Source organism: Pseudomonas sp. Soil_N_39, from assembly GCF_057655955.1.
The window spans coordinates 213,422-239,997 of the sequence record NZ_JBDGLI010000011.1; the positions used below are offsets into that span (position 1 = coordinate 213,422).

The window sequence follows — 26,576 nt, forward strand, 5'->3', positions numbered from 1 at the left end:
AATCCTTCTGGCTGGCATACTGGGCGACTTTTCGGCCCTGGTGGTCTGCGTACGTGTGCATCCAAGAGGAAACGCGGTGAAAAAAATTGCAGTGTTCGCCGATGTCCAGAACCTCTACTACACCGTGCGCCAGGCTTACGGCTGCCATTTCAACTACGCCGCGCTGTGGGCCGATGTCAGCAAGCAGGGGCAGATTGTCGAGGCCTATGCCTATGCGATCGACCGCGGTGACAGCAAGCAACAGCAATTCCAGCAGATCCTGCGCAACCTGGGTTTCATCGTGAAGCTCAAGCCCTATATCCAGCGCAGCGACGGCTCGGCCAAGGGCGACTGGGACGTGGGCATCACGCTGGACATCATGGACGCCGCCGACCACGTCGATGAAGTGGTGCTGGCCTCCGGCGATGGCGATTTCGACATGTTGCTCGAACGCATCATCCAGAAGCACGGTGTGCAGGCCGTGGCCTATGGCGTGCCGGGGTTGACCGCCAACTCGCTGATCCGCGCCGCCAGTCGCTATGTGCCCATCGAAGGCGCGTTGTTGCTCAAGAATTGATTTTCACGGAGTTCAAAAGGTTTGGAACGCATCGCAGTCATCGACTTTGAAACCACCGGGATCACCCCGAGCAGCGGTTGCCGGGCGACTGAAATCGCGGTGGTGATGCTCGAGCAAGGCCGGATCGTCGACCGCTACCAGAGCCTGATGAATGCCGGCGTCCGGGTGCCGGCCTTCATCGAGCAACTGACCGGCATCAGCAACGCGATGCTGCGCAGCGCACCGTCGGCGGAAAAGGTCATGAACGAGGTCAACGAGTTCGTCGGCATCACGCCGCTGCTGGCCCACAACGCCGCGTTCGACCAGAAGTTCTGGGATTTCGAGCTGGGACGCATCAAGCGCACCCGCCTGCAGAATTTTGCCTGCTCCCTGTTGCTGGCCCGGCGCTTGATGCCGGCGGCACCGAACCACAAGCTCGGCACGCTCAACACGTTCGCCGGCTTGCCCCACACCGGCCAGGCTCACCGGGCCATGGCCGACGCCGAAATGGCCGCCAACCTCACCGCGCACCTGGCTTCGGAACTGCGGCAAAAGCATGGGCTGCGGGAGTTGTCCCATGATTTGCTGTGCAGTTTGCAAAAAGTGCCGGCGGCGAAGATCAACGAGCATCTCAAGCGGCATCGCGGGTTCTAAACACACCACAAAACAAAAACTGTGGGAGCGAGCTTGCTCGCGATTGCGGTGTGTCAGTCGACATGAATGTTGGCTGATCCAAAGCTATCGCGAGCAAGCTCGCTCCCACAGGGTTGGTCTGTGTTGAGCGGATTACTTACCGTTGCCTTCCAACTGCCCCAACGGCACGCGTTTTTCAATAGCGCTGGACAGCACGATCGAGGTCTTGCTGAAACCGAACTTGGCGATGCGGTTGATCAGCTCTTCCAGCTCGGGCATCGAGCCAACCGCCGCCTGCATGATCACGCAGGGGTCGCCGGTGACCCGGTGGCATTCGGTCAGTTGTGGGATCTTGCACAGTTCGTCGTAGGTCTTCTGGTTGCCGTGCTGGTTCATTCGCAGTTCGATGACGCACTGCACCGGCAGGCCGATCTTCGCCATGTCGACTTTGGCCTGATAACCGGTGATGACGCCGCTGGCTTCCAGTTTGCTCACTCGTTCGGCCACGGCCGGGGCTGACAGGTTCACTTTGCGGGCCAATTCGGCGTAGGACGCACGACCGTTTTCCAGCAGGGCGGCGAGCAGCATGCGGTCGTATTTATCCACGGGTTGGCTTCCAGATGACGTGACTTTCGAAAGCGCGGTTTATAGCGCCAATCTCCACGTTTTGAAAAGTGTATGGCCCGGATAAACAGGTTTTGTAGCTTAATTTCCGTCTGTCGCCTTTCTAGAATAGCGTCTCTCATTGTCCTGACTTCGAGCTGAACATGCCTGGCCCACGCCGTTTCCCCCTGCCATTGATCGCTGCCTTCTTTGCCTTGTATGTCATCTGGGGCTCGACTTACCTGGTGATTCGCATCGGCGTGGAACATTGGCCGCCTTTGCTGCTGGCCGGGATTCGTTTTGTGCTGGCCGGTTCGCTGATGTACGGCTTCCTGCGCTGGCGCGGGGCACCGGCACCGACCTGGGCACAATGGAAGGCCGGGGCCATCATTGGCGTGCTGTTGCTCAGTTTCGGCAACGGCGCGGTCAGTGTTGCCGAGCACACGGGCGTGGCGTCCGGGGTCGCGGCGTTGGCCGTGGCGACGGTGCCTTTGTTTACCTTGCTGTGCGGCTATTTCTGGGGCGCGCGTAATACCCGTCTGGAATGGGCGGGGATTGCGCTGGGCTTGATCGGCATCGCCATGCTCAACCTCGGTTCCAACCTGCAGTCCAGCCCGTTGGGGGCGACGTTGCTGGTGTTTGCGGCGGCCTCTTGGGCGTTCGGTTCGGTGCTGAGCAAACACCTGCCGTTGCCAGCGGGGGCGATGGCTAGCGCCGTGGAAATGCTGGTGGGCGGTGTGGTGCTGTTGATCGGCAGCGTGGCCAGCGGCGAACACCTGGAGAGCATGCCGCCGCTGGAAGGCTGGCTCGCCTTGGCTTACCTGACTTGCTTCGGTTCGATCATCGCCTTCAATGCCTACATGTACCTGCTCAAGCACGTGCGTCCGGCGGCGGCCACCAGCTATGCCTACGTCAACCCGGCCGTGGCGGTGTTGCTGGGCATTGTATTCGCCGGTGAAACCATCGGATTCGAGGAGGCCTTGGCGATGTTGGTGATCATCGGTGCGGTGGTATTGATCGGCTTGCCGCAGTGGCGCAAACCCAAGCCTGCGCCGGCCGCCACCTGATTTAGGGTAAACTGCCGCGCATTGCACACCTTGCGCTGATTTTTCCTACGGTATCTCCATGACTTTCGCCACCCTTGGCCTGATCGAACCCTTGCTGCGCGCCCTCGAGACGCTCGGCTACCAGACCCCGACGCCGGTTCAGGCCCAAGCCATGCCGGCGGTGCTCGCCGGTCGCGACCTGATGGCCGCGGCCCAGACCGGCACCGGCAAGACCGCCGGTTTTGCGGTGCCGCTGTTGCAGTTGCTGACCACCGAAGGGCCGAAGGTCGCCGCCAACTCGGTGCGGGCGTTGATCCTGGTGCCGACCCGTGAACTGGCTGAGCAGGTCCATGAAAGCGTTCGTCAATACGCGCAAAACCTGCCGCTGAGCACCTACGCCGTGTACGGCGGCGTGAGCATCAACCCGCAGATGATGAAGCTGCGCAAAGGCGTCGACCTGCTCGTCGCCACGCCGGGTCGCTTGCTCGACTTGTTCCGCCAGAACGCGCTGAAGTTCAATCAACTGCAGACCCTGGTGCTGGACGAAGCCGACCGCATGCTCGACCTGGGCTTCTCCGAGGAGCTGGCGCATATCTACAAGGCCCTGCCGAAGAAGCGCCAGACGCTGCTTTTCTCTGCGACCTTTTCCGATGCGATCCGCCTGCTGGCCGGGCAGATGCTCAACGATCCGCTGAGCATTGAAGTGAGCCCGCGCAACGTGGCCGCCAACACCGTCAAGCAGTGGGTGGTGACGGTGGACAAGAAGCGCAAGCCGGAATTGTTCGTGCACCTGATGCGCAAGAACAAGTGGAAGCAGGTGCTGGTCTTTGCCAAGACCCGCAACGGCGTCGATGCGCTGGTGGAAAAACTCCAGGGCCTGGGTGTCAACGCCGACGGTATCCACGGTGACAAACCCCAGGCCACCCGCCAACGTGCGCTGGACCGCTTCAAGGCCAGTGAAGTGCAGATCCTGGTAGCCACCGACGTCGCCGCCCGTGGTTTGGATATCGAGGATTTGCCGCTGGTGGTGAACTTCGACCTGCCGATCGTCGCCGAGGACTACATCCACCGCATCGGCCGTACCGGTCGGGCGGGCTCGACGGGGGAAGCGATCTCCCTGGTCTGCGCCGATGAAGTGAATTTGCTGTCGGCCATCGAGATGTTGACGCGTCAGACGCTGACTCGCCAGATGGAACAGGACTTCGAACCCGAGCATCGGGTACCGGACACCGATGCCAGCGGCCAGGTGATCAAGAAACCGAAAAAGCCGAAGAAACCGAAAACCTCCGGTGGTGGCGGCAAGCGCAACCTGGGCAAGTGGGTGGACAGTGGCGACGCTGCGCCTGTGGAACCTTCGGTCAAGCCTGTGCGAAAAGTGCCGGTGTTCAACACTGGGCCGCGTAAGCGTAAGCCTTGATGATTCGCGGCGTCTGATACATCGCTATCGCGAGCAAGCTCGCTCCCACAGTGGTTCTCAGGTGTGCACAGATCCGGTGTCCGCTACAGATCTTCTGTGGGAGCGAGCTTGCTCGCGATGGGCGCGCCTCGATCTTCAATCCAGACGCTGTAACCACTCCACCATTCCCAACCCCGCCGCCCGGCCGCTGGCAAAGCACGCCGTGAGCAGGTAACCGCCGGTCGGCGCTTCCCAATCGAGCATTTCCCCGGCGCAGAAAACGCCGGGCACTTTCTTGAGCATCAGGCGTTCATCCAGGGCTTCGAACGTCACGCCACCGGCGCTGCTGATGGCTTCGTCCAGGGGCCGGGGCTTCACCAGGGTGATCGGCAGGGCTTTGATCGCCTGGGCCAGTTGTGCCGGGTCAGTGAAGCACTCGACCGGGGTGAGCTCGCGCAACAGTGCCGCCTTGACCCCGTCGATCCCCAATTGGCTGTGCAAGTGCTTGGCCATCGAGCGTGACCCACGCGGTTTGTTCAGGGCCTGGAGGATCTTATCCACAGGCCGGCCCGGCAACAGGTCCATATGAAGGGTCGCGCTGCCATGTCGGTTGATGGTTTCGCGAATCGCTGCCGACAGGGCATAGACCAGGCTGCCTTCGAGGCCGGTGGCGGTGATCACGCATTCGCCGAGGCGTGGCACATCGTCGTTCAGGCCCATGGCGATGTTCTTGAGCGGGGCACCGGCAAATTTGCTGATCATCAGGTCGCTCCAGGCCTCGACCTCGAACCCGCAGTTGCTCGGTTGCAGTGGCGCCAGGGCTACGCCGCGTTGTTCCAGCGGTAGCATCCAGGCGCCGTCGGAGCCCAGGCGCGACCAACTGCTGCCGCCCAACGCCAGCAAGGTGGCCTTGGGGCGCAAGGTTTGTTCACCGTCCGGCGAGGCGATGCGCAAGCTGCCATCGGGATTCCAGCCGAGCCAGCGATGACGGGTGTGGATCACCACGCCAGCATCGCGCAGGCGTTTGAGCCAGGCGCGCAACAGTGGAGCGGCCTTCATGTCGGTAGGAAAGACCCGCCCGGAGCTGCCGACAAAGGTGTCGATGCCCAGCCCGTGGATCCATGTGCATAACTCATCCGCCCCGAAGGCCCGCAACAGCGGTGCGAGGTTTGGCGCGCGTTCGGCGTAGCGGGACAGGAAGGCCGGGAAGGCTTCGGAGTGGGTGATGTTCATGCCGCCCACGCCGGCCAGCAGGAATTTCCTGCCCACCGATGGCATGCCGTCGTACAGGTCGACCTGCAGGCCGGCCTGGCTCAACACCTCGGCCGCCATCAGGCCGGCGGGGCCGCCGCCGATGATGGCGATGTTTGAGGAGGAGGGCTGGGCGGTCGAGGTCATGATGTGAACTGTGGGGGTTGGGATAGGCGGGGCATTCTATCAGCACAAATCCCTGTGGGAGCGAGCTTGCTCGCGATAGCGGTGTGTCAGCGAGATTGATGTGGCTGATACTCCGCTATCGCGAGCAAGCTCGCTCCCACATGGGAAGGTAGGTGTTCTTGAGAAGTCTGATCAAAAAATAGCCAAGCCTCTGCACGCTACAGGCGACATAGCCTGTAGGCCGTTTCGCTCAGGTTATCCACAGGCCGCTCCACAGGCATTGTGGGTAAAGCCCAGGTTTCAATGACAACCTGATGACGTCCAGACCCTTTGTGCGCTGTGGTGCAGGATCCCGTGGCGGCGGGCCAGGGCCTGGCGGTCCTTGCTGTAGCCTCCGCCGATCACGCCGACCACCGGGATGTCGCGTCCCAGGCAATGGCGCATGACGCTCTCGTCCCGGGCGGCGAGGCCTTCGTCCGTCAGCTTCAGATAACCGAGGGCGTCGTCCTTGTGCACGTCGACGCCGGCGTCATACAGCACCAGGTCCGGCTGGTAGAGCGGCAGCAGGTAGTTGAGCGCATCGTCCACCACGTTCAAGTAAGCGGCGTCGCCCATGCCCATCGGCAGCGGGATGTCCCAGTCGCTTTGCGCTTTGCGTGCGGGAAAATTCTTTTCGCAGTGCAAGGAAACTGTCACGGCGTCCGGGGTGTCATGGAGTATTCGGGCGGTACCGTCGCCCTGATGCACATCGCAATCGAAAATCAGCACTCGCGAGACCCGACCGCTGGCCAGGAAATAGCGGCTGATCACCGCCAGGTCGTTGAAAATGCAGAACCCGGCCGGGTGGTCGTAGTGGGCGTGATGGGTGCCGCCGGCCAAGTGGCAGGCCAGTCCGTGTTCGAGGGCTTGTTCGGCGGCCAGGAGCGAACCGCCCACGGCGCGTACCGTTCGGCGGGCCAGGGCCTCGCTCCAGGGCAGACCCAGTCGCCGTTGGTCTTCGCGGGACAACTCGCCGCCCATGTAGCGTTCGATATACCCACGGTCGTGGGCCAGGGCGAGAATGTCCGGCGGGCACAGCGATGGGCGCAACAGGTCCGCGTCGCGGGTCAGGCCGCTGTCCACCAGGTGATCGCGCAGCAGGCGAAACTTGTCCATGGGGAAACGATGTTCCGCCGGGAATTCGGGGCTGTAGTCTTCGTGATAGATCAGCGGTAGCGGCATGGTGTTTTCAGTAGTGATTGAGTGACGGATCCTACCAGCGATGTAGACTCTGGGGCATGGAAAGGGAGTGAAGATGGAGCCGATACTGGAACTGGAAAGCGCACGGTTGCTCTTGCGGCAGTGGCGCGATGATGACTTGCCGGAATTTGCCGCCATGTGCGCCGATCCGCAGGTGATGCGGTATTTCCCGGCGCGCCTGAGCCGCCTGGAAAGCGCCGCCCTGATCGGTCGCGTGCGTGGGCATTTCGCCGAGCATGGTTTTGGTTTGTGGGCGCTGGAACGCAAGGACACCGGGGCCTTCATTGGCTTTACCGGGCTCGGTGTGGTCGGGTTCGACGCGCCGTTCACGCCGGCCATCGAGATCGGCTGGCGCCTGGCCCGGGAGCACTGGGGCCTGGGGTATGCCAGCGAAGCGGCGTGGACCGCGCTGCGTTGTGCCTTCGACCAGTTGACGCTGGAAGAAGTGGTGGCGTTCACCGCCGTCGATAACCTGCCCTCGCAAAAGGTCATGCAGGCCATTGGCATGCAGCATGACCCGGCGGACGACTTCGAGCACCCGACACTCGCCGTCGGTCATCCTTTGCGTCACCATGTGCTCTATCGCATCAATCGTGAGCAGTGGTTGCAGACCCTGCACGGTTAGCCGACACGGACGTTTATACTGCCCGCCAAAATGGCCTGGGCCAACAATCGATCCACCGCCGTGGCTTAGCCTGCGCGGTATTGCGCTGTGTGAGGAAAGTCTGAATGAGCCACGTGTTGGAAGATCTGGTCGACCTGCTGACCCTGGAACCGATCGAAGAGAACCTGTTTCGCGGTCGCAGCCAGGATTTGGGGTTTCGCCAGTTGTTCGGCGGCCAGGTATTGGGCCAGTCGTTGTCGGCGGCCAGCCAGACCGTGGAAGAGGCGCGCCATGTGCATTCGATGCACGGTTATTTCCTGCGTCCGGGCGATGCCGCGCTGCCTGTGGTCTACCAGGTGGACCGGGTGCGTGACGGCGGCAGTTTCAGCACCCGCCGGGTGACGGCGATCCAGAAGGGCAACCCGATTTTCACCTGCAGTGCGTCGTTCCAGTACGACGAACAGGGTTTTGAGCACCAGAGCACCATGCCGCAGGTTGTCGGCCCGGAAAACCTGCCGTCCGAACTGGAGCTGACCCAGCAGCGCGCGCACCTGCTGCCCGAGCACATGCGTGAAAAACTGCTGTGCCCCAAGCCGATCGAGGTGCGCCCGGTCACCGAAAAAGACCCTTACAACCCGCAGCCGGCCGACCCGGTGAAATACGTGTGGTTCCGTGCCGATGGCGCCTTGGCGGATTCGCCGGCCTTGCACAAATACCTGCTGGCCTATGCGTCGGACTTCGGTCTATTGACCACCTCGATGTTGCCCCACGGTAAATCGGTCTGGCAGAAAGACATGCAGGTCGCCAGCCTCGACCACGCCTTGTGGTTCCATGCCGACCTGCGCGCCGATGACTGGTTGCTCTACGCCATGGACAGCCCGTGGGCCGGCAATTCCCGTGGTTTTTCCCGTGGCAGCGTGTTCAACCGCGCCGGGCAACTGGTGGCCTCGGTCACCCAGGAAGGCCTGATTCGTCACCGCAAGGACTGGGCATGAGCCTGTCCGAGGTTCGGCACTGGGTGTTCGACATGGACGGCACGTTGACGATCGCCGTGCATGACTTCGCGGCGATCCGCGTGGCCCTGGCGATTCCGGCCGAAGATGACATCCTCACTCATCTGGCAGGGTTGCCCGCTGAGGAAGCGGCGGCCAAGCATGCCTGGTTGCTGGAACACGAACGGGACCTGGCGCTGGGCTCCAAGCCTGCGCCTGGCGCGGTCGAATTGGTGCGAGAGCTGGCCGGTCGCGGCTATCGCCTGGGGATCCTGACCCGCAACGCCCGCGAACTGGCCCACGTGACCCTGGAGGCCATTGGCCTGGCGGACTGCTTCGCCGTGGAGGATGTGCTGGGCCGCGACGAGGCCCCGCCCAAGCCACATCCCGGTGGCCTGTTGAGACTGGCCGAGGCCTGGAACGTGGCGCCTGACACGATGGTGATGGTGGGTGACTATCGCTTCGACCTGGACTGCGGTCGTGCTGCAGGGTCGCGGACGGTGTTGGTGAACCTGCCGGACAATCCATGGCCGGAGCTGACGGATTGGCATGCGCGCGATTGTGTCGAGTTGCGGCGGATGCTTTTTGCTTGAGATTGATATTGGCTGGCTAGCCGCCATCGCGAGCAAGCTCGCTCCCACAATGGATCTGTGGCGAACGCAGAAAACCCTGTGGGAGCGAGCTTGCTCGCGATGAGGCCCTATAAGCCACCACAAGGCTTACCGCCCAAACAATACCTTTAACCCCTCCGGCGAATTGAACATCCCACTCCCATTGTGCCCGACCCCCGGCACTTCGATCAGCCGCTGGTTCAATCCCTCGGGATGACGCCGGGTCAGGTAGTCGAAAAAGAAATGCCCGCGCAGTAACCGATACGGACCTTGGGTTTGCGCTTCACAACCCTTGTCCAGCGCCGGATGCTCCGGGTCGGTATCCTGCTGCCCGAGCAGATAAACGATGTCGCGCTTGACGTAGTTCTCCTCCAGGCGGGCAGGCGTTTGCCCGCTGGCATAGGCGGGCAGGTCCTGCAGGCCGTATTTCCAGCGGTTGAAGCCAGGACAACTGGCCGGGTCGAACGCCATGGGCCGTTGCGCATCGAAGTAGGCATAGGACGATGGGTTGGCGATGACAAACCGCGGGTTGATCCGGTATTGGCCGTGGGCGAGCAGGGCATAGCGCTGCACGACTTGGGCGCCGCCGGAATGGCCAGCGATGACGATCTCCTTCACCTCGGGAAACTGCTGCCGATCACTGACCCGCGCGACGATGTCGTCGAGAACCTGGAAAGAACTGACCGGATTGGGCCCCGTGGACAAGCCACCGGCCATCCAGTCATTGCCCCGCCAGCGCAGCAGCTCATTGGGCAATGTGTGGCGAGCCACGTCCTGCTCGTTGAGAAATTGTGGGGCGATGATCAGCGTCGTGCCCTGTTGCCCGGCTTGCTCGGCCGCTTTTTCGGCGCTGTGCAGGTAGGTTTCGGCATTGCGCAGCCGACCATGAAGGATGATCAGCACGCGCTGGATAGACGCCGGGGGCGGGCTGACGGCGACCGCCAGGGCACCGCCCTTGAATTGCAGGCGCCCTTGGGCGACCACGTTGACGCCGTGTTCCTCGCCCTGGGCAACGGTGCAGCACAGCACCAGCCCGATCAACGCCCCCCACTTCATCTACAGGTTTTTCGCCGCGAACGTGTCGCACTGGCTGACCTGGCCCTGGGCGAAGCCGGTCTTGAACCAGCGCACCCGCTGCGCCGAAGTGCCATGGGTGAAGGAGTCCGGCACGACGCGGCCCTGGCCTTGTTGCTGCAAGCGGTCATCACCGATGGCGTTGGCGGCGGTCAAGGCTTCCTCGATGTCCCCCGGCTCCAGCCAGTTCAGGCGTTTTTGCGCATGGTTGGCCCAGACCCCGGCCAGGCAGTCGGCCTGCAATTCCTGGCGTACCAACAAGCCGCCGTCGCCCTCCATCTGCCGGCCTTGCTGGCGGGCTTCCTGGATTTTCGCCGACACGCCGAGCAGCGTTTGCACATGGTGACCGACTTCGTGGGCGATGACGTAGGCTTGGGCGAAGTCTCCGGCGGCGGCGAAGCGTTGGGACATTTCCTTGAAGAAGCTCATGTCCAGGTAGACCTGCCGGTCCGCCGGGCAATAGAACGGACCGGTCGCCGAGGAGGCCAGGCCGCAGGCCGAGTTGACTCGACCGCTGAACAACACCAGTTTGGGTTGCTGGTACTGGCGTCCGGCCTGCTGGAAGACCTGGCCCCAGGTGTCTTCGGTATCGCCGAGGATCGAGCGCACGAACTCGGCCTGTTCATCGTTGGCCGGTGGCGCTTGGCGGGTTTGTGAAGTGGCGGGCGCGGACTGGTCCATCTGCCCGGCCAGTTGCCCGAGAATCTGCATCGGGTCCTGGCCGGTGATCCAGCCGATGCCGACGATCAGGATAATGGCCGTCAGGCTCAATCCCTTGCCGCCGCCGAAACGCATTCCGCCACCGCCCCCACCGTCACCACGGGCGTCCACCACGTTGTCACTGCGGCGACCTTTTTTCCATAACATGTGGAAAATCCTCTGAATGACCCTGCTAAAAATGACTGCTGTGGCGATGAGTCTAGCTTTTAGGCGCCCAAGGTGCGCGCTGCGCTTGAGCTGTCAGGCAACGGAGGCGGGTTTTGGTTCAGCGGTGAGCCAATCCTGCCTGGCTGCGCAATTTTCATTACACTTCGAATTCAAAACTTATCGGTATGCTCGCTGGCCCAACAACTGCATCGTGCGTCACGGCCCTTACATCAAGCAACGCAGGTTTCCCTCATGACCGTCAGCACACCGCTCTCCGGCGTCAATCAGGCTTTCAAGGGCATCGTGCTTATTCTGGCCGCAACGTTCCTGTTCTCCAGTCATGACGCGTTGTCCAAATATCTGTCGGGTTTTTATCCGATCATCATGGTGGTCTGGGCGCGTTACGTGGTGCACACCTTGTTGATGGCGGGGATCTTCCTGCCGCGTTCGGGGTTGCGGGTTTTGCGTACCAAGCGCCCGTTGTGGCAGTTGGCCCGGGCGTTGTGCCTGCTGGGCACCAGTTTGTTTTTCACCACTGCGTTGATGTTCATCCCACTGGCGGAGGCGACGGCGGTCAACTTCCTTGCGCCCGTGCTGGTGACCGCGTTGTCGGTACCGTTGCTGGGGGAACACGTGACACGCGGTCAATGGATCGCGGTGATCTTCGGTTTTATCGGGGTGTTGATCATCGTCCATCCCGGCGGCGATCTGTTTACCCCGGCGGTGTTGTTGCCATTCTGTTCGGCGCTGTTTTTCTGTTTCTACCAACTGCTCACGCGCAAGCTCAGCGAGATCGACAGCCCGACCACCAGCAATTTCTTCGCCGGCCTGTGCAACACATTGGTGATGAGCGCACTGGTGCCGTTCTTCTGGCAAGTGCCGAGCCTGATGCACGGGGTGATGATGTTGGCGCTGGGGGCCTGCGGGATGACCGCGCACCTGATGCTGACCCAAGCCTTCCGCTTTGCCGCCCCGGCGCTGCTCGCGCCGTTCGGGTATTGCCAGATCGTGTTTGCCGGGCTGCTGGGCTGGTTATTGTTCAACCATACGCCGACGCTGACCACTGTGGTGGGCATCGCGCTGATCTGCTTGAGTGGGTTGGCGGCGGCGTGGCAACAGCGGCGGGCTTAACACCGATTGTGAAGGGATCAATTGTGGGAGCAAGGCTTGCCCGCGATGAGGGCACCTCGGTTCACTTAGGACCGCATCGTCTTCATCGCGGGCAAGCCTTGCTCCCACATTGGGATAAATAATCCCGGGCTGACTGCAATCAGTTTTCCAGGGTCGGCACCTTGCGCGGCGCCATGAAGTACAGCCATGTCAGGGCAATGAAGTACATCGCCGGGATCAGGGTGAACAACACGGTGTAGTTGTTGTTGGTGATCGTGAGGATGTGGCCCACCAACTGGGTCATGAACATCCCGCCGATGGCCGCGCACATGCCGCCGAAGCCGAACACCGTGCTCATCATGTGCTTGGGCGTGTAGTCCATCACCAGGCTCCAGATGTTGGCAGTCCAGGCCTGGTGCGCGCCGATGGCCAGGGAAATGGCGAACACCGCCATCCACAGGTTGCTGGCGCCGGCGGCCATGATCACGCCGATGATGCAGCAGGCGAACAGCAGCATGGACACCAGTCGCGCCTTGATCGGATTGAGGCCGCGGCCGATCAGGAACGACGACAGGATCCCACCGCCCACGCTGCCGAAGTCGGCGGTGAGGTAGATGATGATCAGCGGGATGCCCATTTGGGTCACGTTGATGCCCAGGTTGTATTGCTGGTTCAGGAACGGCGGCAACCAATAGAGGTAGAACCAGAACACCGGCGCGGTGATCGAGTAGGCCAGGGCGAACGCCCAGGTGCCGCGCATGCGCAGGATACGTGAGAACGGTACGCGAACCTGGTCCGGTTCGTCCTGGGCCTGGATGTAGTCCAGTTCCGACTGTTTGACGGTGGGGTGGTCTTCGGGGTTGAAGTATTTCAAGCCCCAGAACAGCAGCCAGATCCCGCCCAGGGCGGCCATGCACAGGAACGCGGCCTGCCACCCCCACACGTGCAGCACCAGCGGCAGCAGCATCGGGGTGAACATCGCGCCGACGTTGGTCCCGGCGTTGAAAATACCCGTGGCCACGGCCCGTTCGCCCGCTGGGAACCACAGCCGGGTGGTCTTCACGCAGGCCGGGTAGTTGGCAGCTTCGGTGAGGCCGAGGATGAAGCGGCAGACCATGAAGCCCACCGCCGACGTGGCCAGGCCATGGGCGCCGGTCGCCAGGCTCCAGAGCAGCACGGCGCAGAAGAACACGCGCTTGACGCCGATCCGGTCGATCAGCCGCCCCTGCAACACGAAGCCGATGGCATAACCGACCTGGAACCAGAAGTTGATGTTGGCGTAATCCATCGCCGTCCAGCTCATTTCCTTGGCCAGGATCGGCTGCATGACGCCCAGGGCGGCGCGGTCGATGTAGTTCAGGGTGGTGGCGAAAAACACCAGGGCGAGCATGCCCCAACGGGTCTTGCCCACGGCCATGGCGCCGCGGATCTTGTCAGCGACGCTGCCGGTGGAGGCACCCAGGCCTGGGGCCAGGCGGGAACTTTGGGAAGGAATCATAGCGTGTACCCGTTTTTGAAATTCTTATGGTCGGTCTGGGTCTGTCCAGCGAAGTCGGCAGGGCCGGCGTCAATGTGGGAGCGATGGTGCGCAGTGAGCAAAAAATCGTCAATTCGGCAATCGGCATTTTGTTCGATAATCGCCCAAAAAACTAACTGAATGGTACATATTAAATTGCTGAAAGAAACCGGCAGCTCAATAATCGGCTGACTCTTTTAAGAGCATTTTCAAAAGCGGCGCACCTTTTGTCGCCGATGCCTGTCCCGGGAGCCGACGTCATGCAGCGTTCCATTGCCACCGTATCCTTGAGCGGTACCTTGCCGGAAAAACTCGAAGCCATTGCCGCCGCCGGTTTTGACGGGGTGGAAATCTTCGAGAACGACCTTCTCTATTACGATGGCAGCCCGCGGGAAATCAGGCAGATGTGCGTCGACCTGGGCATCGCCATCACCTTATTCCAACCGTTTCGTGACTTCGAAGGCTGCCGTCGTGATCGTCTGGCGCGCAACCTGGAGCGGGCCGAGCGCAAGTTCGACTTGATGCAGGAACTGGGCACCGACCTGGTGCTGGTGTGCAGCAATGCCTCGGCCGACAGCGTCGGCGACGAGCAGATCCTGATCGATGACCTGCGCCTGTTGGCCGAACGGGCCGGTGCGCGGGGCTTGCGTATCGGTTACGAAGCGCTGGCCTGGGGCCGCCACGTCAATACGTATCAACAGGTCTGGAACATCGTGCGCCAGGCCGATCACCCCAGCCTTGGGGTGTTGCTCGACAGCTTCCATACCTTGTCCCTCAAGGGCGACCCGAGTGCGATTGCCGAGATCCCCGGCGAGAAGATCTTCTTCGTGCAAATGGCCGACGCGCCGATCCTGGCCATGGACGTTTTGGAGTGGAGCCGGCATTTCCGTTGTTTCCCGGGACAGGGCGAGTTCGACTTGCCGGGGTTCCTGGCGCCGATCATCAAGAGTGGTTATACCGGGCCGCTGTCGCTGGAGATCTTCAACGACGGCTTCCGTGCCGCGCCGCCACGGGCCAATGCCGCCGACGGCCTGCGCTCGCTGCTGTACCTGGAAGAAAAGACCCGCCAGCGCCTGGCCGAAGACGCGAGCGCCGTTGGCAAGGCCGATATCCTGTTCGCCACGCCGCCGGCCAGCGAATACGACGGCATCGAGTTCCTCGAGTTTGCCGTGGACGATAGCCTCGGCGCCAAGCTCTCCCATTGGCTGGAGCGGCTGGGGTTCGTCAAGGCCGGCCAGCACCGTTCGAAGAATGTCAGCCTGCTGCGCCAGGGTGATATCAACCTGATCCTCAACAGCGAACCGTACTCCTTCGCCCACAGCTTTTTCGAAGCCCATGGGCCTTCGTTGTGCGCCACCGCCGTGCGCGTGAAAAACAGTGCCAGCGCCTTGGAGCGGGCGGTTGCCTACAAGGGCCAGCCTTATCGCGGGCTGGTGGGGCCCAATGAGCTGGAGCTGGCGGCGGTGCGCGCACCGGATGGTAGCCTGATCTACCTGGTGGACCAGGAAGCCGACGTCTATGGCACCGATTTCAACCTGCAGCCGGGTGCGGTGATCGGGGCCGGGCTCAAGCGCATCGACCACATGGCGATGGCGCTGCCGGCCGACAGCCTCGACAGTTGGGTGCTGTTCTACAAGAGCCTGCTGGATTTCGAGGCCGACGACGAAGTGGTCTTGCCCGACCCCTATGGCCTGGTAAAAAGCCGTGCCCTGCGCAGCCGCTGCAGTTCGATCCGCTTGCCGCTGAACATTTCCGAGAACCGCAACACCGCGATCTCACACGCGCTGTCGAGTTATCGCGGCTCCGGCGTGCATCACATCGCCTTCGATTGCGACGACATCTTCGCCCAGGTCAGTCGTGCCAAAGAGGCGGGCGTACCGTTGCTGGACATTCCGCTCAACTATTACGACGACCTGGCGGCGCGTTTCGATTTCGACGACGAGTTCCTCAGCGAACTGGCCTATTTCAACGTGCTGTACGACCGCGATGCCCAGGGTGGCGAGCTGTTCCACGTCTACACCGAGCCGTTCGAGGGGCGGTTTTTCTTTGAAATTATCCAGCGCAAGAACGGTTACGCCGGTTATGGCGCCGCCAACGTCGCGGTGCGCCTGGCGGCCATGGCCAAGTCCCGCAGCGGTGGTTTGCGGCACGCCAAGTTGTAGGGAAATCGTAAACGCTGCGGTAAAGGGCAACGCCGTGGCTTCCTTCACTGCACGGTGCGGCCCATAATCGCCAGCCTGTGCAGTGATGGCCGTGAGCCCCGCAATGACTATGAATCCAGAGCTTTCCGCAGCGCTCGACGAACCCGTCGCCACGCCGCGCAAGAGTCGCAAGAACAACCCGGAAAAGACCCGGGAAAACATTCTTCAGGAAGCCATCGTCGAGTTCGTCCAGCAAGGCCTGGCCGGCGCCCGGGTTGATGCCATTGCCGAGCGCATCCACACCTCCAAGCGCATGATCTACTACTACTTCGGCAGCAAGGAGCAGTTGTACGTCGAGGTGCTGGAAAAACTCTACGGCGATATCCGCACCACCGAGAGCCGCTTGCATCTGGCGGAACTGGCCCCGGTCGACGCGATCCGGCGCCTGGTGGAATTCACCTTCGACCACCACGATCGCAACGTGGATTTCGTGCGCATCGTCTGCATCGAGAATATCCACAACGCCGAATACGTGAAGCAGTCAGGCACGATCAAGGCGATGACCAACACCATCCTCGATTCCCTGGGCGTGATCTTGCGGCGGGGCGCCGAAGAGGGCGTGTTCCGTGCCGGCCTCGAGCCGCTGGATGTGCATCTGCTGATCAGCTCGTTCTGTTTCTACCGGGTATCCAATCGCCAGACGTTCGGTGAGATCTTTCAGATCGATTTGTCGGACGAAGCGGTCAAGCAGCGGCATCGGCAGATGGTGTGTGAGTCGGTGTTGAGATACTTGCAGGCCTGACACCGAACCTGATGTGTGTGCGGGCTTATGTGGGAGCGAGCTTGCTCGCGATAGCGGTGGATCAGTCGGTATTGAAGTGACTGACACGCCGCCATCGCGAGCAAGCTCGCTCCCACAAGTCATTCCCACAAGGGATTGTCACCCGGTCTTAGTGATTCATGCTTTGAAAATGCGCCAGCATCCGCTGCGCATCCGGCGCCACGCCGCTGAACAGCTCGAAGGCCTTCACCGCCTGGAACACCGCCATGTTGCCGCCATCCAGCGTGCGGCAGCCGAGGGCACGGGCGTTGCGCAGCAGTTCGGTTTCCAGCGGGAAGTAAACGATTTCCGCAACCCACAACTCGCCCCGCAACAATTCGACCGGCACCGGCATGCCTGGCAGTTTCGCCATGCCCATGGGCGTCGTGTTCACCAGGCCATCGGCTTCGGCCATGGCGCTGGTCAAGTCATGCCCGGCCCGGGCGCGGCCGGCGCCGAAGTGTTGGTTCAGGTTATTTGCCAGGGCCTCGGCACGGCTGACCTCGACATCAAAGATACTCAGCGTCTGTACGCCTTCTGCCAGCAGCGCGTGGGCCACGGCCGCGCCAGCGCCACCGGCGCCCATCTGAACCACGCGTCGACGGGAAACATCACCCAGGCCGCGACGGAAACCTTCGGCGAAGCCCAGGCAGTCGGTGTTGTGGCCGATGCGTTTGCCATTCTTCCACACCACGGTATTCACTGCGCCAATGCCTCGGGCCTCGGGTGAAAGCTCATCGAGCAACGGGATGATCGCCTGCTTGCAGGGGAAGGTAATGTTCAGGCCGGTGAAGTTCATGCGTTCGGCGGCGCTCAGTAAATCGGGCAGGGCGCCGCTGTCGAGTTGCAAGGCATCGAGGTCGATCAGCCGATAGAGGTAACGCATGCCCTGGGCATCGCCTTCGCGTTCATGGAGGGCTGGTGTGCGAGAGGCCTGGATGCCCGCGCCGATCAGGCCGGCGAGCACAGTGATATTCGACATGCTCATCAACCCTTCAACCGCTGACTGAAATGTTCCAGGGCCAGGCGATAACCATGGCTGCCAAACCCGCACATCACGCCGATAGCGACGGATGAGACGAAGGAGTGATGGCGGAAGGTCTCGCGGGAGTGGACGTTGGACAGGTGAACTTCGATGACCGGCACTTCGCTGGCCACCAGCGCATCGCGGATCGCCACGGATGTATGAGTCCAGGCCGCCGGGTTGATGACGATACCGGCACACCGGCCACGGGCACCGTGAATCCAGTCGAGCAATTCGCCTTCCTGGTTGGTCTGGCGAAATTCCACGCCCAGGCCGAATTCTTCAGCGGCGCGGCCGCACAGCGACGAGATGTCAGCCAGGGTTTCGTGGCCGTAGGTTGCCGGCTCGCGGGTGCCGAGCAGGTTCAGGTTCGGGCCGTTGAGCACCAGAACGATCGGAGGCATCGCAATTTCTCCACATTTTTATTGTTGGTGTCGGCGGGGTTTCAGCCGGTGGAGATAAATTGTACTAGATGGTTAATTTGGTCAAATAAAGCAGCGGTCATCGGGCAATAAGTGTTCGATGATCGAACGTGACCATTGTTGGGAAGTGAGGGAGGGCAATTGTGGCGAGGGATTTTATCTGTGGGAGCAAGGCTTGCCCGCGATACAGGCGACTCAATTTTTACCTGTATCGCGGGCAAGCCTTGCTCCCACAGAGCTTTGCCCAGTCCAGCCCAGAGGGGAGATCGCCCCAGCGTTTAACGCCGCGTCAACAACACCCCGGACTCCATGTGATGGGTCCAAGGAAATTGATCGAACAACGCGCAGCGCGTGATGCGGTGGGTGTCGTTCAGTTGCGCAATGTTCGCGGCGAGGGTGTCAGGGTTGCAGGAGATGTACAGGATGTTGTCGAAACGTCGGGTCAGCTCGCAGGTGTCCGGGTCCATGCCGGCGCGAGGCGGGTCGACAAAGACGCTACCGAATTCATAGCTTTTCAGGTCGATGCCCTGCAGGCGGCGGAACGGCCGGACTTCGTTCAAGGCTTCGGTCAGTTCTTCGGCGGACAGGCGCACCAGCGTGACGTTATCCACAGCATTCTCGCTGAGGTTGCTCAACGCAGCGTTCACCGAGGTCTTGCTGATCTCGGTGGCCAGTACTTTGCGCACGCGGGTGGCCAGGGGCAGGGTGAAGTTGCCGTTGCCGCAGTACAACTCCAGCAGATCGTCGTTGCGTTCGCCCAAGGCTTCAAAAGCCCAGTTGAGCATCTTCTGGTTCACCGTGCCGTTGGGCTGGGTGAAGGCGCCTTCGGGCTGGCGATAGCTGAAGGTACGACCGCCGACGTCGAGTTTCTCCACCACGTAGTCATGGCCGATCACTTCCCGCTTGCCCTTGGAGCGACCGATGATGCTCACGCCCAGGTCGGCCGCCAGTTTCGAGGCAGCGACGTGCCAGTGCTCGTCCAACGGGCGGTGATAGCACAGGGTGATCATCGCATCGCCGGCTAGGGTGGTCAGGAACTCCACCTGGAACAGCTTATGGCTCAGGGGCGCACTGGCTTGCCAGGCGGCCTTGAGTTGCGGCATCAACTGGTTGATGCGCAGGCTGGCAATGGGAAATTCCTCGATGAGGATCGGTGTGCGCTTGTCGTCCTGGGAGAACATTGCGTAGTGCCGTTCGCCAGCCTCGCGCCAGAGACGGAATTCGGCTCGCAGGCGAAAGTTTTTCAGGGGCGAATCGAACACCGCAGGTTCCGGTGCATCGAAGGGCGCCAGCAGGTCACGCAAGCGAGTAACCTTGTCCTGCAACTGGGCGGCGTAGGCCTGGGAATCAAAAGTCATGCGTTGAACCAACCCAACTTGATCACGAACAGGATCGACAGAATGACCAGCGCCGAGTTCAGCTCACGGCCACGGCCAGACACCAGTTTGATGGCGGTCCAGGCGATGAAACCGAAAGCGATGCCGTTGGCGATGGAATAAGTGAATGGCATCGCCAGGGCAGTGATCACCACCGGGGCGGCGACGGTGATGTCATCCCAGTCGATTTCCGCCAGGCCCGAAGTCATCAGCACGGCGACGAACAACAAGGCCGGCGCAGTGGCGAAGGCCGGAACGCTGGCAGCCAGTGGCGAGAAGAACAGCGCCAGCAGGAACAGGATCGCCACCACGATGGCGGTCAGGCCTGTACGGCCGCCAGCACTGACGCCCGCCGCCGACTCGATGTAGCTGGTGGTGGTGGAGGTGCCCAGCAGCGAACCGGCCATGGCCGCGGTGCTGTCGGCGATCAGCGCACGGCCCATTTTCGGCATGTGGCCGTCCTTGCCCATCAGCCCGGCGCGCTTGGCGACGCCGATCAGGGTGCCGGAGTTGTCGAACAGGTCGACGAACAGGAACGCGAAGATCACGCTCACCAGGCCAATGTCCAGGGCGCCCTTGATGTCCAGTTGCAGGAAGGTTGGGGCCAGGGACGGCGGCGCGGAGATGATGCCGCCGAACGGGGTGAAGCCCATCAGGATCGAGACGAGGGTGACCGCCAGGATGCCGATCAGCACGGCGCCACGCACTTTCAGTGCTTCGAGGGCGACGATCAGGACAAAGCCGAGGGTCGCGAGGATCGGCGCCGGTTGTTTCAAGTCGCCGAGGCCGACCATGGTCGCCGGGTTTTTCACCACGATGCCGGCATTGTTCAGGGCGATCAGCGCCAGGAACAGGCCGATACCGGCGGCAATGGCCGAGCGCAGCGGCAGCGGGATGCTGTTGATGATCCACTCGCGAATGCGAAAAATCGATAGCAGGAAGAACAGTACGGCGGAGATGAACACCGCGCCCAGCGCCACTTGCCAGGTGTGACCCATGTGCAGGACCACGGTGTAGGTGAAGAAGGCATTCAGGCCCATGCCCGGCGCTAGGGCGATCGGGTAGTTGGCGATCAGGCCCATGACCGTGGAACCAATGGCCGCCGCCAGGCAGGTGGCGACGAACACCGCGCCTTTGTCCATGCCGGTTTCGCCGAGGATGCTCGGGTTGACGAACAGAATGTAGGCCATGGCCAGGAAGGTCGTGACGCCCGCCAGGATCTCGGTCCGCACGTTGGTGTTGTGTGCCTTGAGTTGAAACAGCCTTTCCAGCATGTCTGCTCCCCGTGGCGCGCCCGGCGCCGTGAATGTATCGACCTCAACAGCAAAGCACAGGTCGCCAGCGGCGCCCGGGAATTTTCTGCGGGTCGGAAAAAGCCGCGCATCATACCAGCAGCGTAGCGTTGTGGCTGCGATCGTCGTCGATGTTTTGCCAACGCGCCAAGTGGGCCATACTGCGCGCGGTTCCGGGAGGTCTCTATGGTTCACATGAATAAAAAACTGCTGGCGGCCATGAGCTGCGCGCTGGGCCTGTGGCTGCCCGGGCAGGCCGCCACTGCCGCGTCGGCGCCGCCCTTGAGTGAAGTCAAGGTGCTCAAGGTCGAGTCGCCGGCCTGTGGCTTCGAGGACATCGCCCAAGGGCAGGCGCAGACGCGTTGCGACCACGGCCCGACGATCAAGGTCTATGTGCTGGAGGTCGGCTATGGCCACCAGCCCCATGTCACCCTGGACGGCTTTGAAGTCGACGGCACCCGCTCGCCAGTGTGTGCGTACAGCAATGGCAATCTCAATGACTGCTCGGTGCGGACCAAAGTCGTCGGCTATTTGTACATCTTCGATCTGAAGGGCAAGCAAGAGGGCACCTTCAGCTTCAGCAACCAGTCGATCAACGCACCGGGCAACCGGATGTCGGCCGAGCTGTACATCAAATAGTCCGCCTCCCCGCGTAGGAACTGCATAAACGCTGTGTAGGAGCTGCCGAGCGCAGCGAGGCGGCGATCTTTCCTCTGACGCTTGAATCTCAATCGCATATCAAAAGATCGCAGCCTTCGGCAGCTCCTACACTACAAGCATCATCCAGCGGAGAGCGCCCATGATTCCTGGAACCAAGATCCCCCGAGCCCTGATAGCCGTCGCCGAGGGTGTCGACGACTTGCAGACGGTCACCTTGATCGACGTGTTGCGTCGAGCGCAGATCGAAACCGTGGTGGCGAGCATCGAAGGGCGACGCATGCTCACCTGCGCCCGCGGCACGCGCCTGACGGCCGATGGCATGCTGGTGGACGTGCTTGCGCAGGATTTCGACCTGATCGTCCTGCCGGGCGGCATCATCGGCGCCCAGCATCTGGCGGCCCACCAGCCGCTGCAACAACTGCTCAAGGACCAGGCCGCCGCTGGACGTTTCTTCGCCGCCATCGCCGAAGCCCCGGCCCTGGCGCTGCAGGCGTGCGGCCTTCTGCGCCAGCGGCGCATGACCTGCTTGCCGGCAGTGAGCCAGCAACTGTCCGGTTGCAGCTTCGTGGATCAACCCGTGGTGGTGGATGGCAACTGCATCACCGCCCAAGGCTCGGCCGCCGCCCTGGCGTTCGCCTTGATGCTGGTGGAACAACTCAGCGGCAAGGGCGTGAGGAGCGTGGTGGCGGCGGAGTTGCTGGCCTGACAGACGTCAAGCGTGCTGTGGGAAGGGTTCGATCACAGGCTGTTCACGCCGCTCGGCCTGCCACAAATCGTAGTCAGTCTGGACACCCAGCCAGACCCTGGCCTTGCCGATCCCGGCCCGTTCCAGGCGCACGGCCAGATCGGGGCTGAAGGGCGCATGACCATGCAAGACCCGGGAGAGATGAGGCCGGGCGAAGCCCAGGTGTCGCGCCAGTTCGGTGACCGTGATGCCCAGCGCGGGCAACACGTCCAGCCGCAAGGTTTCGCCAGGGTGTGGCGGATTGTGCATGGGCATGTTCCAGCCTCCTGATCAGTGGTAGTCCAGATAATCGACCAGTTCGATATCGGACCCGATGAAACGAAAAATAACCCGCCAGTTTCCCGAAACCCCCAGCGACCAGTATCCATCCAGCTCACCCTTGAGCGGATGCAATCGCCATCCGGGAATATCCAAGTCGTTGGCGGCCTGCGCCCTGTCCATGAACTGGAGCATACGGGCCAGGCGTTTTCCGTGGTCCGCCCGGCTACCACGGGTCGACCCCGTCTCATAAAAGAGTCTGAGGCCTTTGTGCTGGAAGGATTTAATCATGGAATAGAGTGTAAGGCGATACATTACACTCGATGCGGTACATATATACCGCACAGGCCAGTTGAATCCATGCTTCTTGCGTTTTAGCCGCATCGCAATTGCCTTGAACGCTTCACCCCACCCTGAAGTCGTACCCCTTATGACGGCGGTTTCCCAAAACGCCGCGAGTACGACCAACCGTGAGGTGTTCCATGAGCGCGACCCTGTCCGAAGCGACGCCGGCGGCCTTCGTCCGTCATCCGATCCGTCTGACCCTCAATGGCCAAGTGCGCGAGTTGCAAGTGCTGGCCTGGACCACCTTGCTGGACCTGCTGCGTGAGCAACTGGACCTGGTGGGCAGCAAGAAAGGCTGCGACCACGGCCAGTGCGGCGCCTGCACGGTGCTGCGCGATGGCAAGCGGATCAATGCCTGCCTGACCCTGGCGGTGATGTGCGACGGCGCCGAGTTGACCACCATCGAAGGCCTGGCCGGCGATGAGGCCTTGCACCCCATGCAGCAGGCGTTCATCACCCATGACGCGTTCCAGTGCGGTTACTGCACGCCGGGGCAGATCTGTTCGGCGGTGGGGTTGGCCAACGAGGGCAGGGCGCAGAGCCGCGCACAGATCAGTGAACTGATGAGCGGCAACCTTTGTCGGTGCGGCGCCTACAACAACATTCGCGATGCCATCGAGCAGGCGCTGCCCCTGTGCCGCCAACCCCAGGCGCAGGGAGGTGACCAGTGAACCCATTCCAATACAGCAAGCCGGACACGGTGCAGGCGGCCGTCGATCTGTCGAGCCCGGTTTCGCGCTTCATCGCCGGCGGCACCAACCTGCTGGACCTGATGAAGGAAAATCTTACCCGTCCCGAGCACCTGATCGACATTACCGGGTTGCCCCTGGCGGATCTCAGCGAAACCCCGTCCGGCGGGGTGATGATCGGCGCATTGGTGAGCAATGCCGACCTGGCCTGGCACCCGTGGATCGAGCGTCGTTATCCGCTGCTGGCCCAGGCCATCCTGGCGGGCGCTTCGCCACAATTGCGCAACATGGCCAGCACCGGCGGCAATCTGTTGCAACGTACCCGCTGCTATTACTTCTATGACGCGAGCGTGCCGTGCAACAAACGCCGGCCCGGTAGCGGTTGCCCGGCCCGGAACGGTTTGAACCGGATCCACGCGATTTTCGGCGCCAGCGATCAATGTGTCGCCACCCATCCTTCCGACATGTGCGTGGCCTTGGCGGCCCTGGAAGCGGTGGTCCATGTCCTGGGTCGGGGCGGGGCGCGGACCATCGAGTTCGCCGACTTCCATCGCCTGCCCGGCGATGCTCCGCAGCGCGATAACCAACTGGCCGACGATGAGCTGATCACCGCCATCGAATTGCCTGCCGCCGGTTTTGCCGAGCATAGCCACTACCTGAAGATCCGTGACCGCGCCTCCTACGCCTTTGCGCTGGTCTCGGTGGCGGCGGCGCTGGAACTGGACGGGCCGGTGATTCGCCAGGCGCGCTTGGCCCTGGGGGGCGTAGCGCATAAACCCTGGCGCGACCGGGCGGTGGAGAGCTGGCTGATCGGGCAGACCGTCAGCCGCGAAACTTTCACCGCTGCTGCCGATGCGCTGCTGCAAAACGCCGAGCCGCTGGAACACAACGGCTTCAAGGTCAGACTGGCGCGCCGGGCGATTGTCCGCGCCTTGAGTGATGCCGCGCTGGGTTGCGCACCGCAGGGAGGACACACCTGATGAACGCTTCGAGCAAATCCATAGGGCAGCCACTGGACCGGGTCGATGGCCTGCTCAAGGTGACGGGTCAGGCCCGTTACGCCGCTGAATACCCCGAAGACGGCTTGCTGCACGGCAGCGTCGTCTCCGGCACTGTTGCCCGTGGCCGCGTGCTGCGCATCGATGCGTCCCGAGCCCTGGCGCTGCCCGGTGTGGTCGCGGTCATCGACCACACCAACCGGCCGAGGATCGCCAGCTACGACGAGCCGTATCAGGATGCCGATGCGGCGGACGGCTCGCCGTTCCGGCCGTTGTTCAACGATCAGGTGCTCTACAGCGGCCAGCCATTGGCCCTGGTGGTGGCGGAAAACCTTGAGCTGGCCCGGTACGCCGGTTCGCTGGTTGAAATCGAATACGAGGCCCAGGAGCATCAGACCGATCTGATCATCCTGCAAAACGACGCCCACCCGGCACCTGCTGAACTGCCCAAGCCCCGTGGGAATTTTCAGGGCGAGTACGCCAGCGCCGCGCTCAGCGTGGACGTGTCCTACAGCACGCCGATCGAACACCACAACCCGATGGAGCCACACGCCTCCACCGTGCTGTATCAGCCTGACGGCAGCCTACACATCCACGACAAGACCCAAGGCACGCAGAACTGCCAATCCTATGTGCAGAAGGTCTTCGGCCTCGAGAAAGAACAGGTGCGGGTGTTTGCCGCGTTTGTCGGCGGCGCCTTCGGTTCCGGGCTGCGCCCGCAGTATCAATTGCCGTTGGCCGTGATGGCGGCCATGGCCCTCAAGCGCTCGGTGCGGGTCAGCCTGACGCGCCAGCAGATGTTCACCTTTGGTTATCGGCCGCGCACCCTGCAGCGCGTGCAACTGGGGGCGGCGGCCAACGGTCGCTTGCTGGCCGTGGCGCACACCGCTATCGGCCAGACCTCGCGCTTCGAGGACTTCACCGAACACGTGGTGGAGTGGAGCGGCATGCTCTATCACTGCGACAACGTTGAGTTGACCTACAAGCTCGTGCCGCTGGACGTCTACACGCCCCTGGACATGCGCGCCCCTGGTGCCGCCCTCGGGTTGATTGGCTTGGAGTGCGCCATGGATGAATTGGCCTGCGCCCTGGCGATCGATCCGATCCAACTGCGCTTGATCAACTACGCCGAACGCAACGAGAACGAAGGCAAGCCGTATTCCAGCAAGGAACTGCGTGAGTGCTACGCCCAAGGCGCCCGTCGTTTCGGCTGGGACAAGCGCAACCCGGAACCGCGCAGCATGCGTGAAGGCCGGCAACTGGTCGGCTGGGGCATGGCCGGTGGCGTGTGGGAGGCCATGCAGCAGAAGGCCAGTGCCAAAGCCTCCCTGGATACCCATGGCAAGCTGACCGTCAGCAGCGCCACCACGGACATCGGCACCGGCACCTACACGGTCATGACCCAGATCGCCGCCGAGGCTTCAGGCGTTTCCCTTGAGAACGTCGCGTTTATCCTGGGGGATTCGTCGTTGCCAACCGCGCCGTTGCAGGGTGGTTCGTTCACCGTCTCGTCGGTGGGCACGGCCGTGCAGCAGGCCTGTGAAGCATTGAAGGAAAAGCTCCTGGCCGTGGCTCGCCAGGCCTGCCCGGCCTTCAGTGGCGCGACCCTTGAGCAAGTGACGTTTGTCGATGGCCAACTGCGGCTGGGCGAAGCGAGCGTCGCGTTAGCGGAGCTGGCGCAAAAAAGTGGCGAGACACCGTTGCAGGCCCAGGTCACCGCCGAGCCGGATGCAAAACGCCAGGCTTACGCCACGGCCACTCACTCGGCGGTGTTTGTCGAGGTATGGGTGGACGAGGACTTGGGGACGGTGAAGGTCAACCGAGTGGTCAGCGCCATCGCCGCCGGCCGGGTCGTCAACCCGAAAACCGCCCGCAGCCAGATTCTCGGCGGCGTGGTGTGGGGCGTCGGCATGGCCCTGCACGAAGAAACCCTGACCGATCACGCCCTGGGGCGCCACATGAATCACAACCTGGCGGAGTATCACCTGCCGGTCAATGCCGACATCGGAGACATCGAGGTGATTTTCGTCGAAGAACAGGACGCGATCGTCAATGCACTCGGGTCCAAGGGCGTGGGTGAGATCGGCGTCGTCGGGGTGGCAGCAGCGGTGGCCAATGCGATTTATCACGCCACCGGCAAGCGGGTGCGGGACTTCCCCATCACCCTCGACAAGTTAATCTAGTGGCCTGTGTGGCTAATTCG

The 26,576-nt window shown here is 62.3% G+C and carries 27 protein-coding genes; 15 read left to right on the forward strand and 12 right to left on the reverse strand.

The annotated features are described in order from the left end of the window. Positions 1-76: 76 nt before the first annotated feature. Both AC3A5O_RS18055 and AC3A5O_RS18060 read left to right on the forward strand, forming a co-directional pair. Positions 77-556 (forward strand): LabA-like NYN domain-containing protein, encoded by a 480-nt coding sequence (locus AC3A5O_RS18055; protein WP_013694260.1) that lies wholly within the window; start codon positions 77-79, stop codon positions 554-556. Between the two features lie 21 nt (positions 557-577). Next, positions 578-1,189 carry a 3'-5' exonuclease gene (locus tag AC3A5O_RS18060; protein WP_122565077.1) on the forward strand — a complete coding sequence of 204 codons (612 nt, stop codon included), beginning with the start codon at positions 578-580 and terminating at the stop codon, positions 1,187-1,189. A 132-nt stretch (positions 1,190-1,321) separates the two neighbouring features. Here AC3A5O_RS18060 and AC3A5O_RS18065 read toward each other — a convergent pair whose 3' ends face one another. Next, the gene (locus tag AC3A5O_RS18065) at positions 1,322-1,774 is read right to left on the reverse strand and encodes an Lrp/AsnC family transcriptional regulator (RefSeq protein ID WP_025215612.1); all 453 of its coding nucleotides are present in this window, start codon (positions 1,772-1,774) and stop codon (positions 1,322-1,324) included. Between the two features lie 161 nt (positions 1,775-1,935). Here AC3A5O_RS18065 and yedA point away from each other — a divergent pair, with 161 nt between their 5' ends. Continuing rightward, positions 1,936-2,838 (forward strand): drug/metabolite exporter YedA, encoded by a 903-nt coding sequence (yedA, locus tag AC3A5O_RS18070; protein ID WP_122565078.1) that lies wholly within the window; start codon positions 1,936-1,938, stop codon positions 2,836-2,838. A gap of 58 nt (positions 2,839-2,896) precedes the next feature. Beyond that, positions 2,897-4,234 carry an RNA helicase RhlE1 gene (gene rhlE1 / locus AC3A5O_RS18075; RefSeq protein WP_305468595.1) on the forward strand — a complete coding sequence of 446 codons (1,338 nt, stop codon included), beginning with the start codon at positions 2,897-2,899 and terminating at the stop codon, positions 4,232-4,234. Positions 4,235-4,369: 135 nt separating this feature from the next. Here the strand turns inward: rhlE1 and AC3A5O_RS18080 are convergent, their stop codons facing one another. Further along, entirely contained in the window at positions 4,370-5,611 is a 1,242-nt protein-coding gene (locus AC3A5O_RS18080; RefSeq protein ID WP_487753521.1) for a TIGR03862 family flavoprotein, read from the reverse strand. Between the two features lie 279 nt (positions 5,612-5,890). Next, entirely contained in the window at positions 5,891-6,811 is a 921-nt protein-coding gene (locus tag AC3A5O_RS18085; protein WP_122565081.1) for a histone deacetylase family protein, read from the reverse strand. A gap of 73 nt (positions 6,812-6,884) precedes the next feature. Between AC3A5O_RS18085 and AC3A5O_RS18090 the strand changes: the two genes are divergently transcribed. The 3 genes from AC3A5O_RS18090 to AC3A5O_RS18100 all read left to right on the forward strand — a co-directional run bounded on the left by AC3A5O_RS18090 (position 6,885) and on the right by AC3A5O_RS18100 (position 9,018). After that, positions 6,885-7,454, forward strand: coding sequence for a GNAT family N-acetyltransferase (locus AC3A5O_RS18090; protein ID WP_122565082.1), 570 nt, complete (start codon positions 6,885-6,887; stop codon positions 7,452-7,454). A gap of 104 nt (positions 7,455-7,558) precedes the next feature. Beyond that, positions 7,559-8,428, forward strand: coding sequence for an acyl-CoA thioesterase II (gene tesB, locus AC3A5O_RS18095; RefSeq protein ID WP_024780306.1), 870 nt, complete (start codon positions 7,559-7,561; stop codon positions 8,426-8,428). Continuing rightward, a complete protein-coding gene (locus AC3A5O_RS18100; protein ID WP_305481943.1) occupies positions 8,425-9,018 on the forward strand; it encodes an HAD family hydrolase in 594 nt (197 codons plus the stop codon). Before tesB ends, AC3A5O_RS18100 begins: the two co-directional genes overlap by 4 nt. Positions 9,019-9,144: 126 nt before the next feature. On the opposite strand, the gene AC3A5O_RS18105 is transcribed toward AC3A5O_RS18100, so the two are convergent. Both AC3A5O_RS18105 and ypfJ read right to left on the reverse strand, forming a co-directional pair. Beyond that, on the reverse strand, positions 9,145-10,092 hold the full coding sequence (locus AC3A5O_RS18105; RefSeq protein ID WP_487753522.1) for an alpha/beta fold hydrolase: 948 nt from the start codon (positions 10,090-10,092) through the stop codon (positions 9,145-9,147). After that, on the reverse strand, positions 10,093-10,977 hold the full coding sequence (gene ypfJ, locus AC3A5O_RS18110; RefSeq protein WP_122565086.1) for a KPN_02809 family neutral zinc metallopeptidase: 885 nt from the start codon (positions 10,975-10,977) through the stop codon (positions 10,093-10,095). A gap of 252 nt (positions 10,978-11,229) precedes the next feature. Here ypfJ and AC3A5O_RS18115 point away from each other — a divergent pair, with 252 nt between their 5' ends. Further along, the gene (locus tag AC3A5O_RS18115; RefSeq protein WP_122565087.1) at positions 11,230-12,108 is read left to right on the forward strand and encodes a DMT family transporter; all 879 of its coding nucleotides are present in this window, start codon (positions 11,230-11,232) and stop codon (positions 12,106-12,108) included. 139 nt (positions 12,109-12,247) lie between these two features. Here AC3A5O_RS18115 and AC3A5O_RS18120 read toward each other — a convergent pair whose 3' ends face one another. Next, positions 12,248-13,585, reverse strand: a complete 1,338-nt coding sequence (locus tag AC3A5O_RS18120) for an MFS transporter (RefSeq protein WP_305468588.1) — start codon at positions 13,583-13,585, stop codon at positions 12,248-12,250. 278 nt (positions 13,586-13,863) lie between these two features. On the opposite strand from AC3A5O_RS18120, the gene quiC reads away from it, so the two are divergent. After that, a complete protein-coding gene (quiC, locus tag AC3A5O_RS18125; RefSeq protein WP_122565089.1) occupies positions 13,864-15,765 on the forward strand; it encodes a 3-dehydroshikimate dehydratase QuiC in 1,902 nt (633 codons plus the stop codon). Positions 15,766-15,868: 103 nt separating this feature from the next. Next, positions 15,869-16,546: a TetR/AcrR family transcriptional regulator gene (locus tag AC3A5O_RS18130; RefSeq protein ID WP_122565090.1), complete on the forward strand. Its 678-nt coding sequence runs from the start codon at positions 15,869-15,871 to the stop codon at positions 16,544-16,546. Between the two features lie 148 nt (positions 16,547-16,694). Here the strand turns inward: AC3A5O_RS18130 and AC3A5O_RS18135 are convergent, their stop codons facing one another. The 4 genes from AC3A5O_RS18135 to AC3A5O_RS18150 form a co-directional block, all read right to left on the reverse strand. Then, entirely contained in the window at positions 16,695-17,546 is an 852-nt protein-coding gene (locus tag AC3A5O_RS18135) for a shikimate dehydrogenase (protein ID WP_436278777.1), read from the reverse strand. A gap of 5 nt (positions 17,547-17,551) precedes the next feature. Continuing rightward, complete coding sequence (aroQ, locus tag AC3A5O_RS18140; protein WP_122565092.1) at positions 17,552-17,992, reverse strand: type II 3-dehydroquinate dehydratase; 441 nt, start codon at positions 17,990-17,992, stop codon at positions 17,552-17,554. A gap of 296 nt (positions 17,993-18,288) precedes the next feature. Continuing rightward, entirely contained in the window at positions 18,289-19,368 is a 1,080-nt protein-coding gene (gene trmA, locus AC3A5O_RS18145; RefSeq protein WP_305481941.1) for a tRNA (uridine(54)-C5)-methyltransferase TrmA, read from the reverse strand. Further along, positions 19,365-20,660: an NCS2 family permease gene (locus tag AC3A5O_RS18150; RefSeq protein WP_305481940.1), complete on the reverse strand. Its 1,296-nt coding sequence runs from the start codon at positions 20,658-20,660 to the stop codon at positions 19,365-19,367. The genes trmA and AC3A5O_RS18150 overlap by 4 nt, the downstream gene beginning before the upstream one ends. A 204-nt stretch (positions 20,661-20,864) precedes the next feature. Here AC3A5O_RS18150 and AC3A5O_RS18155 point away from each other — a divergent pair, with 204 nt between their 5' ends. After that, entirely contained in the window at positions 20,865-21,317 is a 453-nt protein-coding gene (locus AC3A5O_RS18155) for a DUF4879 domain-containing protein (RefSeq protein ID WP_305481939.1), read from the forward strand. Between the two features lie 160 nt (positions 21,318-21,477). Beyond that, entirely contained in the window at positions 21,478-22,044 is a 567-nt protein-coding gene (locus AC3A5O_RS18160) for a DJ-1 family glyoxalase III (RefSeq protein WP_122565096.1), read from the forward strand. 6 nt (positions 22,045-22,050) lie between these two features. Here AC3A5O_RS18160 and AC3A5O_RS18165 read toward each other — a convergent pair whose 3' ends face one another. Both AC3A5O_RS18165 and AC3A5O_RS18170 read right to left on the reverse strand, forming a co-directional pair. Further along, positions 22,051-22,338 (reverse strand): HigA family addiction module antitoxin, encoded by a 288-nt coding sequence (locus AC3A5O_RS18165; RefSeq protein WP_305481938.1) that lies wholly within the window; start codon positions 22,336-22,338, stop codon positions 22,051-22,053. Between the two features lie 15 nt (positions 22,339-22,353). After that, positions 22,354-22,632 carry a type II toxin-antitoxin system RelE/ParE family toxin gene (locus tag AC3A5O_RS18170; protein ID WP_305483196.1) on the reverse strand — a complete coding sequence of 93 codons (279 nt, stop codon included), beginning with the start codon at positions 22,630-22,632 and terminating at the stop codon, positions 22,354-22,356. Positions 22,633-22,823: 191 nt separating this feature from the next. Between AC3A5O_RS18170 and AC3A5O_RS18175 the strand changes: the two genes are divergently transcribed. From AC3A5O_RS18175 to AC3A5O_RS18185, 3 genes are read left to right on the forward strand one after another with little or no spacing between them, the layout of a single operon-like run. Beyond that, positions 22,824-23,357 carry a (2Fe-2S)-binding protein gene (locus AC3A5O_RS18175; RefSeq protein ID WP_122565098.1) on the forward strand — a complete coding sequence of 178 codons (534 nt, stop codon included), beginning with the start codon at positions 22,824-22,826 and terminating at the stop codon, positions 23,355-23,357. Then, positions 23,354-24,355, forward strand: a complete 1,002-nt coding sequence (locus AC3A5O_RS18180; protein ID WP_305468582.1) for an FAD binding domain-containing protein — start codon at positions 23,354-23,356, stop codon at positions 24,353-24,355. The genes AC3A5O_RS18175 and AC3A5O_RS18180 overlap by 4 nt, the downstream gene beginning before the upstream one ends. Next, positions 24,355-26,556 (forward strand): xanthine dehydrogenase family protein molybdopterin-binding subunit, encoded by a 2,202-nt coding sequence (locus AC3A5O_RS18185; protein ID WP_305468581.1) that lies wholly within the window; start codon positions 24,355-24,357, stop codon positions 26,554-26,556. Before AC3A5O_RS18180 ends, AC3A5O_RS18185 begins: the two co-directional genes overlap by 1 nt. Positions 26,557-26,576 lie beyond the last annotated feature (20 nt).